This is a genomic window from Crystallibacter degradans, from assembly GCF_012952295.1.
GTDB classification, from domain to species: Bacteria; Actinomycetota; Actinomycetes; order Actinomycetales; family Micrococcaceae; genus Crystallibacter; species Crystallibacter degradans.
Map to the genome: position 1 here is coordinate 48,790 of NZ_JABBCH010000013.1, position 17,321 is coordinate 66,110.

13 protein-coding genes and 1 tRNA gene are annotated in these 17,321 nt (G+C 64.2%); 11 read left to right on the forward strand and 3 right to left on the reverse strand.

Features of this window, described 5'->3' with window-relative positions; translation table 11 throughout:
• The 7 genes from HGO92_RS17565 to HGO92_RS17595 all read left to right on the forward strand — a co-directional run.
• A partial coding sequence (locus HGO92_RS17565; protein WP_205834632.1) for an NlpC/P60 family protein occupies window positions 1-208 on the forward strand: 208 nt, incomplete at its 5' end.
• 439 nt (window positions 209-647) lie between these two features.
• A complete protein-coding gene (locus tag HGO92_RS17570; protein ID WP_074699732.1) occupies window positions 648-1,148 on the forward strand; it encodes an HNH endonuclease in 501 nt (166 codons plus the stop codon).
• On the forward strand, window positions 1,148-1,810 hold the full coding sequence (gene mobA, locus HGO92_RS17575) for a molybdenum cofactor guanylyltransferase (protein ID WP_169997124.1): 663 nt from the start codon (window positions 1,148-1,150) through the stop codon (window positions 1,808-1,810). The genes HGO92_RS17570 and mobA overlap by 1 nt, the downstream gene beginning before the upstream one ends.
• A 92-nt stretch (window positions 1,811-1,902) precedes the next feature.
• Window positions 1,903-2,229: a DUF6457 domain-containing protein gene (locus HGO92_RS17580; RefSeq protein ID WP_205834633.1), complete on the forward strand. Its 327-nt coding sequence runs from the start codon at window positions 1,903-1,905 to the stop codon at window positions 2,227-2,229.
• Between the two features lie 17 nt (window positions 2,230-2,246).
• The gene (locus HGO92_RS17585; RefSeq protein ID WP_346769003.1) at window positions 2,247-3,407 is read left to right on the forward strand and encodes a molybdopterin molybdotransferase MoeA; all 1,161 of its coding nucleotides are present in this window, start codon (window positions 2,247-2,249) and stop codon (window positions 3,405-3,407) included.
• A gap of 33 nt (window positions 3,408-3,440) precedes the next feature.
• Window positions 3,441-4,349, forward strand: a complete 909-nt coding sequence (fdhD, locus tag HGO92_RS17590; protein WP_169997128.1) for a formate dehydrogenase accessory sulfurtransferase FdhD — start codon at window positions 3,441-3,443, stop codon at window positions 4,347-4,349.
• A 19-nt stretch (window positions 4,350-4,368) separates the two neighbouring features.
• The gene (locus HGO92_RS17595) at window positions 4,369-6,747 is read left to right on the forward strand and encodes an FdhF/YdeP family oxidoreductase (RefSeq protein WP_169997130.1); all 2,379 of its coding nucleotides are present in this window, start codon (window positions 4,369-4,371) and stop codon (window positions 6,745-6,747) included.
• 21 nt (window positions 6,748-6,768) lie between these two features.
• On the opposite strand, the gene HGO92_RS17600 is transcribed toward HGO92_RS17595, so the two are convergent.
• Window positions 6,769-8,907, reverse strand: a complete 2,139-nt coding sequence (locus tag HGO92_RS17600; protein WP_169997132.1) for an HNH endonuclease signature motif containing protein — start codon at window positions 8,905-8,907, stop codon at window positions 6,769-6,771.
• A gap of 391 nt (window positions 8,908-9,298) precedes the next feature.
• Between HGO92_RS17600 and HGO92_RS17605 the strand changes: the two genes are divergently transcribed.
• From HGO92_RS17605 to HGO92_RS17615, 3 genes are all read left to right on the forward strand, one after another.
• Entirely contained in the window at window positions 9,299-10,372 is a 1,074-nt protein-coding gene (locus HGO92_RS17605; RefSeq protein WP_240974724.1) for an LLM class flavin-dependent oxidoreductase, read from the forward strand.
• 49 nt (window positions 10,373-10,421) lie between these two features.
• On the forward strand, window positions 10,422-12,308 hold the full coding sequence (locus HGO92_RS17610) for an ABC transporter ATP-binding protein (protein ID WP_169997133.1): 1,887 nt from the start codon (window positions 10,422-10,424) through the stop codon (window positions 12,306-12,308).
• Window positions 12,309-12,435: 127 nt separating this feature from the next.
• Window positions 12,436-13,665, forward strand: coding sequence for an ROK family transcriptional regulator (locus HGO92_RS17615; protein ID WP_169997135.1), 1,230 nt, complete (start codon window positions 12,436-12,438; stop codon window positions 13,663-13,665).
• Window positions 13,666-14,038: 373 nt separating this feature from the next.
• On the opposite strand, the gene HGO92_RS17620 is transcribed toward HGO92_RS17615, so the two are convergent.
• Window positions 14,039-14,112: transfer RNA gene (locus HGO92_RS17620), tRNA-Arg, on the reverse strand.
• A gap of 15 nt (window positions 14,113-14,127) precedes the next feature.
• Window positions 14,128-14,790, reverse strand: coding sequence for a hypothetical protein (locus HGO92_RS17625; protein WP_169997137.1), 663 nt, complete (start codon window positions 14,788-14,790; stop codon window positions 14,128-14,130).
• Window positions 14,791-14,889: 99 nt separating this feature from the next.
• Here HGO92_RS17625 and pcrA point away from each other — a divergent pair, with 99 nt between their 5' ends.
• Window positions 14,890-17,277 (forward strand): DNA helicase PcrA, encoded by a 2,388-nt coding sequence (gene pcrA, locus HGO92_RS17630; RefSeq protein ID WP_169997139.1) that lies wholly within the window; start codon window positions 14,890-14,892, stop codon window positions 17,275-17,277.
• Window positions 17,278-17,321: the final 44 nt, after the last annotated feature.

The following is a 17,321-nucleotide window of genomic DNA, read 5'->3' on the forward strand; positions in this document are numbered from 1 at the left end:
GGCGCAGTTCATGGCGTACGGTACGCAGGTTTCGACTCCGCAGCCGGGCGACATGATCTATTACGACGATGCTGGTGCCGGTGTGCCGCACATCGCGATCTACGTGGGCAACGGCCAGGCCATCCATGGTGGCTGGACCGGTTACACGACGGCGCTGGCCGATGCTTACATCGGTTCGGGCCCGGTCTTCATCCGCCCCAACGGCTAAGAGCTTCAACAGGGTAGCGCGCTACCTGGACACGTTTCCACAGTCAGAGCAGTACCGCATCCCGGGCGTTCCGCCGTACGGAGGCCTGCCGGCATCTGCCGGAGGCCCCAGTTGCGAACGCCGGCCCGCCCATGGCGGAGCTGGATCAGATCTGGATTAGCGTCTTTACCTTCAGGGTCGTCCTCCGACGAGGACGACCCTGAAGTGGTTTAACGAGTAGGTACGCCGTGCGCTCTTATTTGGCGAGGTCGCCATCTGGCGAAGGCCGGAAGCAACGTTTCATCGACGCTGCGAACACTCCTGCTCAATTTCGAAGGGCGAATAATTAGCGCCGCGGGCGTGATTCCGCTTACTCTAACTCTTGTCAGTGTCGAATCACCATGGCCGGGATGCAGTCGGTCCCGCAGCCCCGGGCGTGGCCGGACGGACAGGAACGTGCATGCGCACACTCGTTCTGAACGCTGGATACGAACCGCTGGCGGTAGTGACCTTCCGCCGGGCGCTGCTTCTTGTGCTCACCGGAAAGGCGAGCATCATCGCTGAGGACGGCGAACCCGTCGTCGGGCCCAACGATATATTCGGCAGGCCATCGGTCATCCTGCTCAACCGCTACATCAAGATTCCCTACCCGCAGGACATGACAGTGACACGCCGTGGCGTGCTGCGCCGGGACAATTACGAGTGCGCGTACTGCGGGAAGACGGCCAATACCGTTGACCATGTGAAGCCGCGTTCGCGCGGGGGAATCGACAGCTGGGAGAACCTCGTTGCCTGCTGCTTGCGCTGCAACAATGCCAAGGGGGACCGGACACTGAAGCAGATGGGCTGGCATTTGCGCATCACCCCGCGCGCTCCCCGCGGCAGCCACTGGCGGATCCGTGAACTGGAGCGCCCGGCACCGGCGTGGAGCGAATTCCTCGACTCCAATCCGGCGGCTTGATGGGCCTGTCCGGATTCGACGCCGTCATCCTGGCCGGCGGCCGTTCATCGCGGCTGGGCGGCGAGCCCAAAGCCCTGCTCCGCTACAACGGCCAATCGCTGCTGCGCCGCACCTTGGATAATGTTCGAGCGGCCCGGCGCATCGCCGTCGTTGGTCCCGATGAGCTTCGCGCGGAACTGGAAGCCTTCATTGACGCCGAGCCCGAAACCGCAGTGGTTCTGACGCGTGAGGATCCTCCTTTTTCCGGCCCGGCGGCAGGAATCGGCGCGGCAGTCAACGCACTGCGCGAAGGCTTTGCCAACGACGACGACGGCGGCGCTGCCTTGAGGGCGCCCCTGACCTTGATCTTCGCGTGCGACATGCCCGCGCTGGGCACACTGCCGCAGCAACTGCTTGATGCGGCTGAACGGAACCCAGCTGTTCAGCTGGTGCTTCCGGTGGACCCCGATGGCCGCACCCAACCCTTGGCGTCTTGCGTCACCAGCGCCGCATTGGATGCAGCAGCGGCCGGATACGGCCCAGACGGGCTGGCCGGAATGCCGGTACGGAAGTTACTCGAGGGGCTGAAATCACTGCAACTCCCGCTCGAGTCGACCGCGACCGCCGACGTGGACACGTGGGATGACGCGCAACGCTTTGGCATAGCACCGCCGGCACCGTAGCCTGAACTCATTATTGAGCTGTTCCTGCACCCGCTTTGTGTGGCGCAGGGCGGAAAGAAACATCGGAGGACCAGGTGGCCGGAGCCGAAGAAATGCTTGAACCTTTCGTGGCAGAGCTGCTCGCAGCCCTGGAGATCGAGGACACCCCGGTGGACCTTGAGGCAGTCCTGGGGCTGGCCGGAGTCGCGGCCCACAGCGTGATCCGCCCGGCGGCGCCTGTGACCACGTTTATTGTCGGATATGCCGCGGGACTGGCTGCCGCAACCGGACAGGCAGCGCCGGCCGTGGCCATGCGTGCCGCCAGCCGAGTGGCGGATGAAGTTGCCCGCCGTCACGCTACCGAAGAAGCAACCGGAGCAACCGGAGCGGTAGGAAACGGAAGCGCCGGAAACGGAACTGGCGAGACCGGACAGGCGTGAGGCACGAAGAACCCTCCGTGAGCTGGGACGCTGCGCGGGAACTGGCTTATAAAACCGGGCAGGACAACCGCGCCCGCCCCGCGTCCGTGGACTTGGCGCATTGCACCGGGCTGACGTTGGCGCAGGACGTCGCGGCTGAGTTTGCCGTGCCGCATTATGCTTCCTCTGCCATGGACGGTTGGGCCGTTGCTGGTGCGCCTCCATGGGAGCTGGTACTGCCCGGCACGGCGCTCTCGCCCGGTGAGGCAGTCTCCGTGGTTACCGGTGGGCTGATACCAGCCGGTGCCGAAGCCGTACTCCGGAGCGAATACGGTGTAGCGGAAAACGCTGCGGCACAAACCATGCTCCACCGCCTCCGGGATATTCCGGCTACGGAGCCCCCGCCCGGGCGGCATATCCGTCCCGCCGGCGAAGAAGCTGCTGCGGGGGAGCGGATCATCACGGCCGGAACCAAGCTCACCCCCGCGCACATCGCCATTGCCGCAGTCTGCGGCCACGACCAGCTCCCGGTGTACCCGAGACCGTCGGCCGCGCTCTTGCTGACCGGGGACGAAGTCGTTACGTCCGGAGTCCCGGCGCCCGGGCAGGTCCGGGACACTTTCGGGCCAACCCTTCCCTCGATCATCCATGTCCTTGGGGGTGAAGCTTCCAGCTCCCGCCGGCTGCCGGACGACTTTGAGGCCACACGCCGAGCCATCCTTGAATGTGGCGGGGACGTTGTGGTCACCACCGGCGGAACCGGTCATTCACGGGCGGACCACCTGCGCCGCGTCCTGGCCGAACTGCAGTCCGAGGTCCTGGCGCCCTCCATCCGGATGCGCCCAGGCCATCCCGCCCTGATGACCCGCCTCGCCGACGGGCGGACTCTGATAGGTCTGCCCGGAAATCCGCTCGCCGCCATGATGGCGCTGCTGACCCTCGGCAGCCCCCTGCTCGCCGGCATGACCGGAAGGCAGCTGCCGGACACGGGCCGTGTTGCGGCCGGAACCCGGTTCGCCCCGTTGGATGGCAGGTACCGGTTGATCCCGTATGCGATGACGGAGGTGGGCGCTGTGCCCGCTGGTCACGTCGGGTCCGCCATGATGCGAGGGCTGGCCAATGCGGACGGTGTCATCGTGGTTCCTCCGGAGGGTGCCGCTGTTGGGCAGGAACTGCGTACCCTGCCGCTGCCTTGGTGAATTAAGCTGGCAGTAGTCAGCAAGGAGATTTTTATGGGACGCGTAACCCAGCGCCGCAAGGTGCTCAGACTCAGCCTCGACGGCCAGACCAACAGCCGGGTGGATACCCTGGCCGCAGAGGAGCCGCTGGAAATCAGGCTCGGCGGCAAAGCCTTCAGCATCACCATGCGCACCCCCGGGGATGACTTCGATCTGGTCGCCGGCTTCCTGGTTTCGGAAGGTGTGGTGTGGGAGGCTGCGCAGCTTGGCGCCATGCGCTTCTGCGCCGGCGAAGACGAACAGGGCCGCCAGACGTATAACGTCATCGAGGCTCAGCTGGCTCCCGGCGTCGCACTTCCCGATACCTCGCTGGAGCGCCACGTCTATACCTCGAGTTCGTGCGGGATCTGCGGAACGGCGTCCATCGACGCTGTCACCAAAAGCTCGCATTTTCCGATCCTGGGGGCGGACACGGCCGGCGCGGATAAGGACACAGAGAACGACGACGGCGCGCTGGCTGGCAGCGCATCGCGGCATTTGCCGTTGGAGACCCTGCTCTCCTTGCCCGATAAGCTGCGTGAACGCCAACAGGTTTTCGACCGGACGGGCGGTGTTCACGCTGCCGGGCTATTCAGCTTCGATGGCGAGCTGCTTTGCCTGCGGGAAGACGTCGGCCGGCACAACGCCGTCGATAAGGTGGTGGGCTGGGCGTTGCGGGAAGGCCGGCTGCCGCTGAATGACACTGTCCTGCAGGTTTCGGGCCGTGCTTCCTTTGAGCTTGTGCAGAAGGCCTACCTCGCCGGAATCCCCGTGTTGGCCGCGGTCAGTGCGCCGTCATCACTCGCCGTCGAACTCGCAGAGGAGTCGGGACTGACGTTGGCAGGATTCAGCCGAGGTAACACTGTGAATATTTATGCTCATCCTGGACGAATTATCGGAGTGAAGGTCGAGATTCCCCTGTGATACGGGATACATTGGGGTCATGGCTCGCCGTGCACCTATTAATGACATAAATGAAGACGCTCTGGAAGTCCAGGATCCGAAGACTGCCGCTGCCGGCGTCAAAGCGGTCATGGTCTCCATGGAACGAGGACTGGCCCAAGCCGGCGTAAGCCGAACCGTCCGTTCGATGCTCCGGGTCAACCAGCATGGCGGCTTCGACTGCCCAGGCTGCGCTTGGCCCGAATCGATCACAGGCAAGCGCAAGCCGGCCGAATTCTGTGAGAACGGTGCCAAGGCCATTGCCGAGGAAAACACCCTCCGGACCGTGGGCCCGGAGTTCTGGGCCGAGCATTCCATTAAGGACCTGGAGGAGAAGACCGAGTATTGGCTCGGCAATCAGGGACGGATTACCCAGCCGGTCGTCATCCGGGAAGGCGAAACCCACTATTCGCCCATCAGCTGGGCTGAAGCGTTCGCCCTCATTGGCGAACACGTCCGGGCGACGACGCCGGACCGCTGTGTTTTCTATACCTCGGGACGTACTGCCAACGAGACAGCGTTCATGTACCAGCTGTTCGCACGGTCGCTGGGCACCAATAACCTGCCTGACTGCTCCAACATGTGCCATGAGTCCTCAGGCTCGGCGATGAACCCCACGATCGGTATCGGTAAGGGCACCGTTTCGCTGGAAGATCTGCATGAAGCCGAGCTGATTTTCGTCGTCGGACAGAACCCGGGCACCAACCATCCGCGCATGCTCTCCGCGCTCAGGGAGTGCAGGGACAACGGCGGAAAGGTCGTGTCCGTCAATCCGCTGCCCGAAGCCGGACTGATGAAGTTCAAGGACCCCCAGAGCGTTGAGGGTCTGGTCCAGGGTGGCAGCCAGATTTCCGATGAATTCCTGCAGATCAAGGTCGGCGGGGACCTGGCCCTGTTCCAAGCATTCGGCCATTTGTTGCTGGAAGAGGAAGATCGCGTTCCCGGCTCAGTGGTGGACAAGGCTTTCATCGAGCAGCAGACCGAAGGGTTCGAAGCCTACCGCGAGGCACGCAAGTCCATTGACTGGGATGAAACCGAGAAGGCAACAGGGCTTTCACGGATGGAAATCGCCAAGATTGCCGACATGCTGGCCAAGTCCAAGGCAACCATCATCTGCTGGGCGCTGGGCCTGACCCAGCAGCCTCACTCGGTGGACACGCTGAAGGAAATCATCAACCTGCTCCTGCTGCAAGGCAACTTCGGCAAGCCCGGAGCGGGCGCTTGCCCGGTGCGTGGGCACTCCAACGTCCAGGGCGACCGGACCATGGGTATCTGGGAGAAGCCCAAGGAATGGCTTCTCGAAGCTCTGGACAAGGAATTCGGCATTGAGTCGCCACGGGAACACGGCTTCGACTCCACGGAAGCCTTGCATGCCTTCGAACTGGGCGACGTTGATGTTTTCGTGTCCCTGGGCGGGAACTTCGCGCTGGCCAACTCGGATACCGAGGCGCTCGAAGCAGGCATGAAGCGGGCCGGATTGACCGTCCATATCTCCACCAAGCCCAACCGGTCGCACGTTGTCCATGGCAAGACCTCTCTCATCCTGCCCACCTTGGGGCGGACCGATACGGATGACAAGCACCCGAAGGGGCCGCAGTTCCTGTCCGTGGAAGACTCGATGTCTGTTGTCCACTCCACGCGTGGACGCCTTACGCCCGTCTCGGAGCATCTCTTGGCAGAGCCGGTAATCATCGCCCGCATGGCACAGGCTGTCCTGGGCGACGACCACGTTGTGGACTGGCGGGCCATGGCGGAGGACTACGACGTCATCCGCGACCACATTTCGCGTGTGCTGCCGGGCTTTGAAGACTTCAACCAGCGAATCCGCAACAAGAATGGTTTTGTGCTGCCCAATCCGCCACGGGACTCGCGCTCCTTCGCCACCGACATCGGCCGCGCCAGGTTCACCGTGAGCCCATTGGAATACCTGTCGGCTCCGGAAGGGCACCTGATCCTGCAGACCATGCGCAGCCACGATCAGTACAACACCACGTTCTACGGCTTGGACGACAGATACCGTGGCATCTCCAACGGCCGCCGCGTCATCCTCGTGCATCCTGACGATCTGAAGGAGTTGGGTTTCGAAGACCGCGAACTGGTGGATGTCATCAGCACGTTCCAAGGCACGGAACGCCGAGCGGACAGCTTCCGGCTTGTTTCCTATCCAACGGCACGTGGCTGCGCGGCTGCTTACTTCCCCGAGGCAAATGTCCTGGTCCATCGGGAGTTGGTTGCACGTGAATCCAACACTCCCGGATTCAAAGCGATCACCGTCCGGTTTGTCCCGGTGAACGAAAGCGATACCGAGCTTGTTGCGGCTGCCGACCAGTCAGAGCACGCTGGGCAGACGGATGGCGTCAGCGAGATGATACTGAGCTAAGTAGGGCTGCTTCACCGTTGGTCAGAATGGTGGTTCTTTTGCAGGTTCCGTCTCGGGTGGTGGTTTTTTGGGTTTGAGGCGGTTGCGGAAGTTGTCGGGCAGGGCGTCGAGGATCCGGTCGGTGAAGGTGGGTGGTCCGGCGCCGGTGTCGCCGGGTTTGGTGGTGTAGGTCTGGTTCCCGGGCGTGGTGGTGGTGTATTCACCGGGTCTGGTTTGGGTGACTTTCCAGCCGGCGAGGGATTTGAGCCGGTGGTCCGAGCCGCAGCGCGGGCCGAGGTTGCCGAAATCGGTGCGGCCGTGGCCGCCGTTCGCATGGTAATCGATGGTGTGGTCCAGGTCGCAGTCCTTCGCCGGGACGGTGCAGCCCGGCGCGGTGCAGGTCGTGTCGCGGTGGCGGACCGCGCGGGCGAGATCGGCCGGCGGGCGGTAGGTGGTTTTGCCGTAGGAGAGGGTGGTCCCGGTCTCGGGGTGGGTCAGGATCCGGTAGAACGAGTCCGCGCCCTCGCAGAGTTTGCGGGCGGTGTCGGCGGGGATCGGCCCGTACCCGTCGAGGGTGGCCGGTTCCTCGTCCAGGCCCATCAGCGTGAACACCGGCACGGTGAGCGCGACTTCGGGCCGGATCCCGGCCGCCGGCCCGGCCTCCATGCCAGCGTGCAGCAGCAAATCGATAAAGACATCGGCGCGCAGCTGCCCGAGCGTGCGGGTCTCGGTCTTGGTTTGCAGGCTCCGGGCGGACTGGGTGAGGCGGTCGTACGCGGCGTACACTTCCTCCGCCGGCAGGTACGCGCCCAGGAACGCCATGCCGTCATCCGCCGGTTCCAGGTACACACCACGGCACTGTTCCTGGCGTTTGCGGCGCACGGTGATGGTTTCCGGGTTCAGTTTCTCGCGCTGTTTCCGCGCCGCGGAGCGCAGCTCGCCCGGCGTTTTATCCGGCGCCTCCACCAGCAGCGCCTGCTCGAAGCCGGGTTTCGCGTCGTCGGGCAGGGTGTCGCCCTGCCGGGTGATCACGCCCGCGCGTTCCAGATCCAGGTCCCCGGCGGTGAGCGCGGCCAAGGTGCCCGGATAGTGTTCGCACAGCTCCTGGGCGGTCTCGTACCGGCCGCGGGCCTGGTGCTCGGTGATCCGGTACAGGCAGGCCAGTTCCTCGACCACGGACTGCTCGGCCAGATCCTCCAGGCCGGCCCGGCCGGCCGGCGGCGTACCCGGATCCGGCGGCGGGAGTTCTTCGACGGCGGTTTGCCCGATGCGGTGGGTCAGGCGTACCAGGCCCGCGTCCAGCCAGGCTGCCAGCCGCCGGCCCGCGGCCAGCTGCTCCACCGCAGACCGATAATCCAGTTCCCCATACCCCGGCACCAACCCCGCGGCCGCCTCAATAGCCTTCGTGGCCGTGCCGTCACCGGCATCAACGGCGTTTCCCACGCCACCGTTGCTGGCCGCATCATGGGCATCATCAGCGTTGGTGCTGCCGCCGTCGCCGGCATCAGCGTCATTGGTATCAGCGGCGTCGCTGGCGTTGGTGCCGGGGTTGTTGGCGGTGGCGGTGGCGTGGAAGAGGCGGAACCAGTCTGCGGGGGTGCCTTCGGTGATCCGGCGCAGGCGCTCGGCGTAGTACTCCCCGTGCGTTTCGGAGAACAGTTCCGCGGGCAGTCCCTCGAGGTCTTCGGCGGGGCCCCAGTTCTCGGGGAACGGACCCGACGGCGGCCAGCTGGACCAGGTTTCCTCGCGTTCCCAGGCCGCGAAGTCATCGAGACCGGCGCTGGCACCCAGATGCTCCGGCTCCCCGACCCGGGCGGGCACCGTTTGGCCGGCCAGCGGGTCTTCGCCGTAGTCCTCCAGCTTCGGCGGGTCCAGGACCGGGCCGCGCGCCTCGGCGTAGATCTCCTCCATGTAGCCGGCCATCGTGGCGTGCTTGGGCGGCTTGCCGGCCGCAATATATTCACGTGCCTGTGCCAGGCCGCGTTTGCGGTCCTGGGCAGCATGGAGGTCCAGCCGCTCCAGGGCTTTGCGCAGGGCTTCCTGCCGCTGCGCGGCAGTCACGGGCCGGCCCGGCTGAAGACAGCGCACCGAAAACCCCTGCCCCGCCGGCCCCTGCCCCGCGGACTCCTGTCCGGGGGCCGGGGAACCGGAAACCGGTGCCGATTGCTCTTCCGTTGCCATGACTTCAGTCCATCATCCGGCCATGACAATACAGAGACTTATTCACATCGTCTGACGGGTCCCACGAAAGTTCTTCAAAATTCTTTTCCGCACCAGTCTTGAGCACGGCAGGAAGCACACCGGCGCCGACCACACGGCACGGCCGGCATTTCGGCAGTGGGTATCCAGCGAGCCAGTAAGCCGCGGGTACCCCGCGGACCGGTGGCGAAAACTTCTGCGTTGCCATGAGTCCAGTCCATCACCTGCCTCCGACGACCAGAGGCGAAATCAGCACCGTCCACACAAACAGCCGGAGCATTTCTGATCTTTTGGACTCTTCCCCTGTGGCCGAGCGGTTACCCGAACGGCACAGCGTCAGTGATGTGCGTAGCGTCGCCGTCGAAAGGGGAATATGGGCCTTCGATTAGAGGTTGCGGCAGGTATGGAACTCGGCATCTACAGCTTCGGCGACATCCACCCCGATCCGCTGACGGGGGAAGGGACATCGCCGCAACAACGGATGGCGGATCTGCTGGAGCGGGCACGGCTGGCAGATGAAGTGGGCCTTCACTATTTCGGGGTCGGGGAGCATCACCGCCCGGACTATGCGGTCTCTGCTCCGGTTCCCGTGCTGGCCGCGGCGGCCGCCCAGACCCAGAACATCAAGGTTGGCTCCGCGGTCACGGTGTTGAGTACCGAGGACCCCGTCCGCGTCTATCAGCAGTTTGCCACGCTGGATCTGCTGTCGGGCGGCCGTGCCGAGCTGACCGCCGGGCGCGGTTCCTTCATCGAGTCCTACCCGCTCTTCGGTGCCGCCTTGACCGACTACGACGAGCTGTACGAAGAGAAAATCGCCCTGCTGCTCCAGTTGGACGAGCAGGAAGTAATAACCTGGAGCGGAAAGTTCCGTCCCGCGCTCGACAACGCCAGAATCCTGCCCAGGCCGACCGGCAGACCAGGCGCTGGGCATTTGGATATCTGGATCGCCACGGGCGGCACGCCGGCGTCGACAATCCGGGCGGCGAAGCTGGGCAAGAACGTCATGTACGCCTTGCTGGGCGGCACCGTCCATAGCTTCGCGCAGCACGCAGAGCTCTACCGCACCGAAGCCGCAAAGGCGGGGCACGACGTCGGGCGTCTGAAGGTGGGTGTCAGCAGCACCGGCCTCGTGGCGAGGGAGGGGGCGGCGGATAAATTCTATCCCCACTGGCTGGACTCGTTGACCCGGATTGCGGCCGAACGCGGTTTTTCCAAGCCCAGCCGTGTCAGCTACAACATGCAGGCGGCGCGGTCCGGCGGTATCTATGTAGGCAATCCGGAGGAAGTGGCCGAGAAGCTGGTGTTGACCCATCAGTACATGCAGCACGACCGGCACATCCTGCAAATGGACCTCTCCTCGGTGCCGCAGAAGACCGTGCTGCAATCCATCGAGCTGCTCGGAACCGAGGTGCTGCCGCTGGTGCAAAGCGAGCTCTCGTCGGAATAAGACCTAGGCTGTATTAGTACATTCGTTCCCAGTTTCAAAAGGAGTCAGCATGTCCATGGAAGGGGCAGCGTGGAGTTCGCTGTACCGGCTCTCCATGTCGGACAAGGCCAAGCACGGGTTCTCCAAGAAGACCGTCAAACGTACCCTGGCGTTCGCCGCGCCGTACAAGGGCAAGCTGATCTTCTTTGTCATCGTCTCCATCATCTCGGCCGCTTTGGCTGTTGCGACGCCGGTCCTCGCCGGCCAGGTGATCGACGCGATCGTCGCGAAGACAAGTATTGAGACGATCGTCTGGCTTGCCGTCATCATCGCCATCGTCGCAATCGCTGACGCGGCGCTGAGCATGGTTACCCGCTGGGTTTCCTCCGGCCTGGGCGAAGACGTGATCCTGGACCTGCGCACGGCGGTGTTCGATCATGTGCAGAAGATGCCGATTGCGTTCTTCACCCGCACGCGCACCGGCGCGCTGGTCAGCCGGTTGAACAATGACGTGATCGGTGCACAGCGGGCCTTCGCCGGCACGCTTTCCGGCGTCGTCAGTAATTTTGTGGCTCTGGTGCTGACACTGATTGTCATGCTCAATACGTCCTGGCAGGTGACGCTGCTGGCGCTGATTATGCTGCCCATTTTCCTGCTGCCGGCCAGGCAGATGGGCTCGCGACTGGCGGAGATGCGCCGCGAGGCCGCCAACCACAACTCCGCGATGAGCACGCAGATGACCGAGCGCTTTTCGGCCCCCGGCGCCACCTTGGTCAAGCTCTTTGGCCGGCCCGAAGAGGAGTCCCGGGAATTCAAGGTCCGGGCCCAACGGGTGCGCAATATCGGTATCAAATCCGCGGTTCTGCAGTGGACCTTCGTAACCGCGCTGACCCTGGTCTCCGCGCTGGCGCTGGCACTGGTTTACGGTCTGGGCGGGTTCTACGCCATCATCGGCCAGCTCGATCCGGGGGACGTGGTGGTGCTGGCACTGCTGCTGACCAGGCTGTATGCGCCGTTGACCGCCCTGGCCAATGCGCGTGTGGAGATCGCCAGCGCCCTGGTCAGCTTCGAGCGGGTCTTCGAGGTGCTGGACCTCGATCCGCTGATTAAGGAGAAGCCCGACGCCGGTGCTGTCCCGCCGGGACCGGTCATCGTTGAATTCAAGGACGTCCGGTTTGCCTATCCATCTGCCGACAAGGTTTCGCTGGCGTCGCTGGAAGAGGTCGCCACGCTGGACACCCGCGGTGGCGAGGAAGTGCTGCACGGCATCAACTTCAAGGTGGAGCCCGGACAGACCCTGGCACTGGTCGGGTCTTCCGGCGCAGGCAAGTCCACCATCGCCTCACTGCTGGCAAGGTTGTACGACGTCGACTCCGGCTCCGTGGAACTTTCCGGCGTCGATCTTCGTGACCTGAGCTTCGATTCGATCCGCTCCACCATCGGGCTGGTGACCCAGGACGGGCACCTGTTCCACGACACCATCAGGGGCAACCTCACGCTGGCCCGCCCGGAGGCTTCGGACGAGGAGATCTGGGACGTGCTGCGCCGGGCCAGGCTCGAGCCGATGGTCCGGTCCCTGCCGGACGGGCTGGAGACCATGGTGGGGGAGCGCGGCTACCGCCTGTCCGGCGGCGAACGCCAGCGGATGACCATTGCGCGGCTGCTGATCGCCCAGCCGCAGGTGGTCATCCTGGATGAGGCAACCGCTGCACTGGATTCGACCAACGAAGCCGCAGTGCAGGCAGCCTTGACCGAAGCGCTCGAGGGTCGCACCGCCGTCGTTATTGCGCACCGGCTGTCCACCATCCGTTCCGCGGACCAGATCCTCGTGGTCGAGGGCGGGGAAATCGTCGAGCGGGGCACCCATCTTGAACTGCTGGCCCGCCGCGGGCGCTATGCGGAGTTGTACCGGACGCAGTTCCGCACAGAAACGACTGAAACGCCGGCCGTGCCCTGAGCAGCAAGAGCCCGCACGCCCTGAGCGGCGCGCGGGCTTTTTTATCAGTGCTATCCGGTCCGTCATTCGTTACAGTGTCATAGGTTGACCTAAGTCACAGCAGAGTTTTGGGGAGCAGGGCTCATTAATGCAGCGCGGTAGCAATCTTGGCCGTCTTGGCGGCTATAACCAAGCGGTGATCCTGGATGCGATCCGTCGCGCGCCCGAAGGCATCGCCCGGGTTGAACTGGTGGAGCGCACGGGCCTGTCGCCGCAGACCATTTCCAACGTAGTGCGCCGCCTTGTCGACGACGGACTGGTGCGGGAAGACCGCAAGACAGTGTCCGGGCCGGGCAAACCCCGGACCGTGCTGGAGCTGGAAGTTTCCAGCCGCATTGCCATCGGCATCCATCTGGATCCTGCCGTTATGACCGTGGTCGCGCTGAACCTGCACGGCGAAGTGGTGGCCAGTACGGACCACCGGATGCCTGATGTGGGTGAACCGAATGGCATCGTGCCCCGGATGGCGGACGCCGTCGAAAATTTGATTGCAACTGCAGGGCTGGACCGCGACCGGATCCTGGGCGTGGGCCTTGCCGCGCCGGGGCCCATCGACGGGATCGAGGGCATGATGGTTTCGCCGCCGATGCTGCCGGGCTGGGACCGGGTGCCGCTGCGGGTGCCGCTGGAGGAACTGATCGACCTGCCGGTGTGGCTGGACAAGGACGTGACCGCGGCTGCAGTTGCCGAGCTCTGGGCGAGTGACAGGGATGCGCCGTCCAGCTTTGCCTTCATCTATCTGGGCACCGGACTTGGTGCCGGCGTGGTGCTGCAGAACGAGGTGCAGCGGGGCTCCTCCGGAAACATCGGCGAGATCGGGCACTTCCCCGTGCAGGACGACGTGCCGCTGTGCGAATGCGGCCGGCGGAACTGCGTTGGCATGAGCCTGAATTTTGTGACCCTCATCCGGCAGGGCATCGCAGCCGGCGTCTTCCCCGAAAACCACGACGAGCAGGGACTGGACGGGACAACTGCGGCTATTTTCGAACTGACCAGCATGGCCGGAGCGGGCAACGCCGAGGCGCAGGCCATCGTGCACCGGGCAGCGCGGAATCTTGCGTTCGTCGTGGCGCAGGTGGCCAATGTGCTCGACGTCCAGCGGATTATCTTTGGCGGGCCGCTCTGGGACGGCCTGGCCGGGGTTGGTCTGCCGCTGCTGCGCGAGGAGGTCCAAAAGCACTTCGTGGCGAGGGACATCCACGAGCTCGAAGTGGTGGGGTCAGACCTCGGCGAGCAGGTTGGGGCCATCGGCGGGGCATGCCTGGTGCTGGACCAGGCCTTCTCGCCGAAGACGCGGGGACTCCTGCTGGAGACGTAATGAAACGTCACATAATGTATTTGACGTCACATACGGCGGAATTTTCCCGGGTTAATCAATTGTTCATCTGCCGGGCTTGATTTAGTCCATCGTATGGATAAACATGGTTACTGACGGCAGGCGTTCGTATGATCGCGCCATCTCTTGAAATGAACGGTTCAAGAGCGGGAGCGGCCCTGGGGAGGGGCGCGTGCCGTCAACCAAGTAGGACAACGGTGATCGCGAGTAGTTCCGGCGAACGGGAAGAAGCCCGGGGCTACAACTTCTCTTTTGAGGGTTCTCGCAGTTGAAATGCTTTGGGATGCACCAAATGCGGTAGCCGCTGGCTGCGCATCCGTGGGGGGATGCGCAGACAGCGGCTTCCCTGTTTAAGTGCCCCTGGCCGGAATCGAACCGACGACCTACCCTTTAGGAGAGGGTCGCTCTATCCAACTGAGCTACAGAGGCGCGAACCTATCCAGCTTACCCTTTTGCCGCCGTCGTTGTTTCATTTTGTTTCCGGCGTGGTCCGCGGAAAACCGCGTAGAGAGCGGCCAGGATGCTCAGGCCGAACAGCACGGATTTCGCGACGGTGAGGAAGCTGGCCAGCGATGCGTCGCCCACCGGATCGGTACTCATGATCGAGTCCAGCACCCAGTTTTCGGCCAGATCCGCAATGACATACAGCAGGACGGGCGCCCAGCAGAGCCAGCGGAGCAGTCCGCGTTTGAGCTGCTGGCCGATCAGCAGCAGCCAGGTGAAGCCGAACAGCAACGGGAAGATCGTGTCGGCGGTTTTGTGCCAGTAGTTGTATTGGCCGGCGCCGTCCTCGCCGAAGGCGGTGCGCACGTCCTGCACGTACTCGGTGCTGTAACCGGTGACCAGCGTGTCCGGCATCGCCAAGCCGCCGCTCAGCTGCTGGAACTGCGGCATGATCAGGATGAACGAGTACCCGAACAGGAACGCCGAGGCCACCGCGCCGGCGATCACAATCATGTTGGCATTGCCTGCCGCCTTGGCCGGCGTGCGGCCGGTGCTCGGATTGACGACGCCGGATGCTGGCTTTGTGGAGGAAGGGTCACCAGTGCGGGCGTCGGCTGCTGCGGGACCGTGCTTGCGGAGGCGCTGCGCGCGGGACTTGGACATATCTCCATTATGGCCCCGGGCCGGCGACGCGCCTCGTGGGCTAGGCCGTGGGCGAATCCGGCGCCGAGTGTCGGTGGGGGCTAATAGACTGATAAGACCATGGATTTTCTGACTGACCCTGCCTACGATGCTCCTGCCCCTGCCTTGCCCGATGCGCAGGAACTGCTGGCTGGGCTGAACCCGCAGCAGGAAGAGGCAGTCAAGCATGCCGGCTCGCCCCTGCTGATCATTGCCGGCGCGGGCTCCGGAAAGACCCGGGTGCTCAGCCACCGGATTGCCCACCTGATGGCCACCAAGCGTGCCCGCCCGGGAGAGATCCTGGCCATCACCTTTACCAACAAGGCTGCCGCGGAAATGCGTGAGCGGATCGAGTCGCTGGTGGGGGACCGGGCGAAGAACATGTGGATTTCCACGTTCCACTCCTCCTGCGTGCGGATCCTGCGCCGGGAGGCCAAGAACGTTGGGCTCAATTCGAACTTCTCCATTTATGATTCGGCGGACACGCTACGCCTGATCACCCTGGTTGCCAAGGGCCTGGACCTGGATCCGAAGCGCTTTCCACCGAAGTCCATCCAGCACAAGATCTCCGCGCTGAAGAACGAGCTGATCGACGACGAAGCCTACGCCGCGACGGCAAACTACTCCGATCCGTTCGAGCAGGCCGTGGCAGAGGTCTATAAGGGCTACACGCAGCGGATGCGCCAGGCCAACGCCATGGACTTCGATGACCTGATCGCCCAGGTGGTCTTCATCTTCCAGGCCTTCCCGGCGGTGGCGGATTCCTACCGGCGGCGCTTCCGGCACGTCCTGGTGGACGAGTACCAGGACACCAACCACGCCCAGTATGTATTGGTCCGCGAACTCACCGGCGGAACGGGCGGATCGGAGCAAAAATTCCCGCCCGGCGAACTGACGGTGGTGGGGGACTCGGACCAGTCCATCTACGCCTTCCGCGGTGCCGATGTGCGCAACATCGTCGAGTTCGAAAAGGACTACGTCAACGCGCGGACCATCTTGCTGGAGCAGAACTACCGCTCCACGCAGACCATTCTGACGGCGGCCAACGCCGTAATTTCCCGCAACCCCAACCGTCCGGCCAAGCGCCTCTGGACCGCGGAAGGGGACGGCGAGCGGATCATCGGCTACGTCGGCGAAAACGAGCACGAAGAGGCCCGGTTCATCGCCAACGAGATCGACCGGCTGCAGGACGCCGAGAACCTGCGCCCGGGGGACGTGGCCATCTTCTACCGGACCAACGCGCAGTCCCGTTCCATCGAAGACCTGCTGATCCGGGTGGGTCTGCCGTACAAGGTGGTAGGCGGAACCCGCTTCTACGAGCGCAAGGAAATCAAGGACGCCCTGGCCTACCTGCGCGTGCTGGTGAATCCGGACGACGTGGTCAACCTGCGGCGGATCCTCAACGAGCCTAAACGCGGCATCGGGGACCGGGCCGAGTACGCGGTGGCCGCGCTCGCCGAGCGGGACCAGTTGTCCTTCATGGAAGCGCTGCGCAAGGCCGATGACGCACCGGGCATGGCAACGCGCTCCGTCAACGCGGTGGCCGGCTTCGTGAAGCTCATCGATGACCTCACCGAAGTGGCAAACGGATCCGGGGCATCGGCCGCACTTGAAGCGGTGCTGGAACAGACCGGCTACCTGGCGGCGCTGCGGCAGAGCAATGACCCGCAGGACGAGTCCCGCGTGGAAAACCTGGCCGAGCTGGTCGCCGTCGTGCGTGAATACGAACGGGACAATGCGGACGGAACGCTCGGCAGCTTCCTGGAACAGGTGGCGCTGGTGGCGGACGCTGACCAGATCCCGGACGCGCCGGATGAGGAAAGCGCTCAGCTGGCCAAGGACCAGGGCGTGGTCACCTTGATGACGCTGCACACGGCCAAGGGGCTGGAATTCCCGGTGGTATTCCTCACCGGTATGGAGCACGGCGTCTTCCCGCACCAACGGTCCATGACGGATCCGAAGGAGCTGGCCGAAGAACGGCGGCTGGCTTATGTGGGGCTGACCCGCGCCCGCAAGCGGCTCTATTTGACCCGCTCGGAATCGCGGAGCCTGTGGGGCCAGAGCCAGTACAACCCGGCAAGCCAGTTCATCGAGGAAGTCCCGCCGGAACTCATCGACTGGAAACGTGAAGGCAGCAAGCGCCCGGCTTTCACGTCCTCCGGCAGCTTCGGCTCCAGCCGGTACAGCGGCTCCCATTGGGGTGCCGGTGCCGGCGGAAACCAGGACGTTTCGTCGCTGCCGGGCTCGGCACGGTCCATGGCGCCCGCCGCCGTGCGGGCCGGCCGGGTCCAGCCGCAGAAGGAGGTCATCGCACTGACCGTGGGCGACAAGGTCAACCACACCAGCTTCGGAAACGGTACAGTCCTCTCGCTCGAAGGCGCCGGGGATAAGACTGTGGCGAAGGTCAAGTTCGACATCGGCGAGAAGCGCCTGCTGCTGCGTTATGCCCCGCTGACCAAGTCGGACTAGGGACGATGCCCCGCCGGCGCGGGAAGGCTCCGCCGCGGGAACTC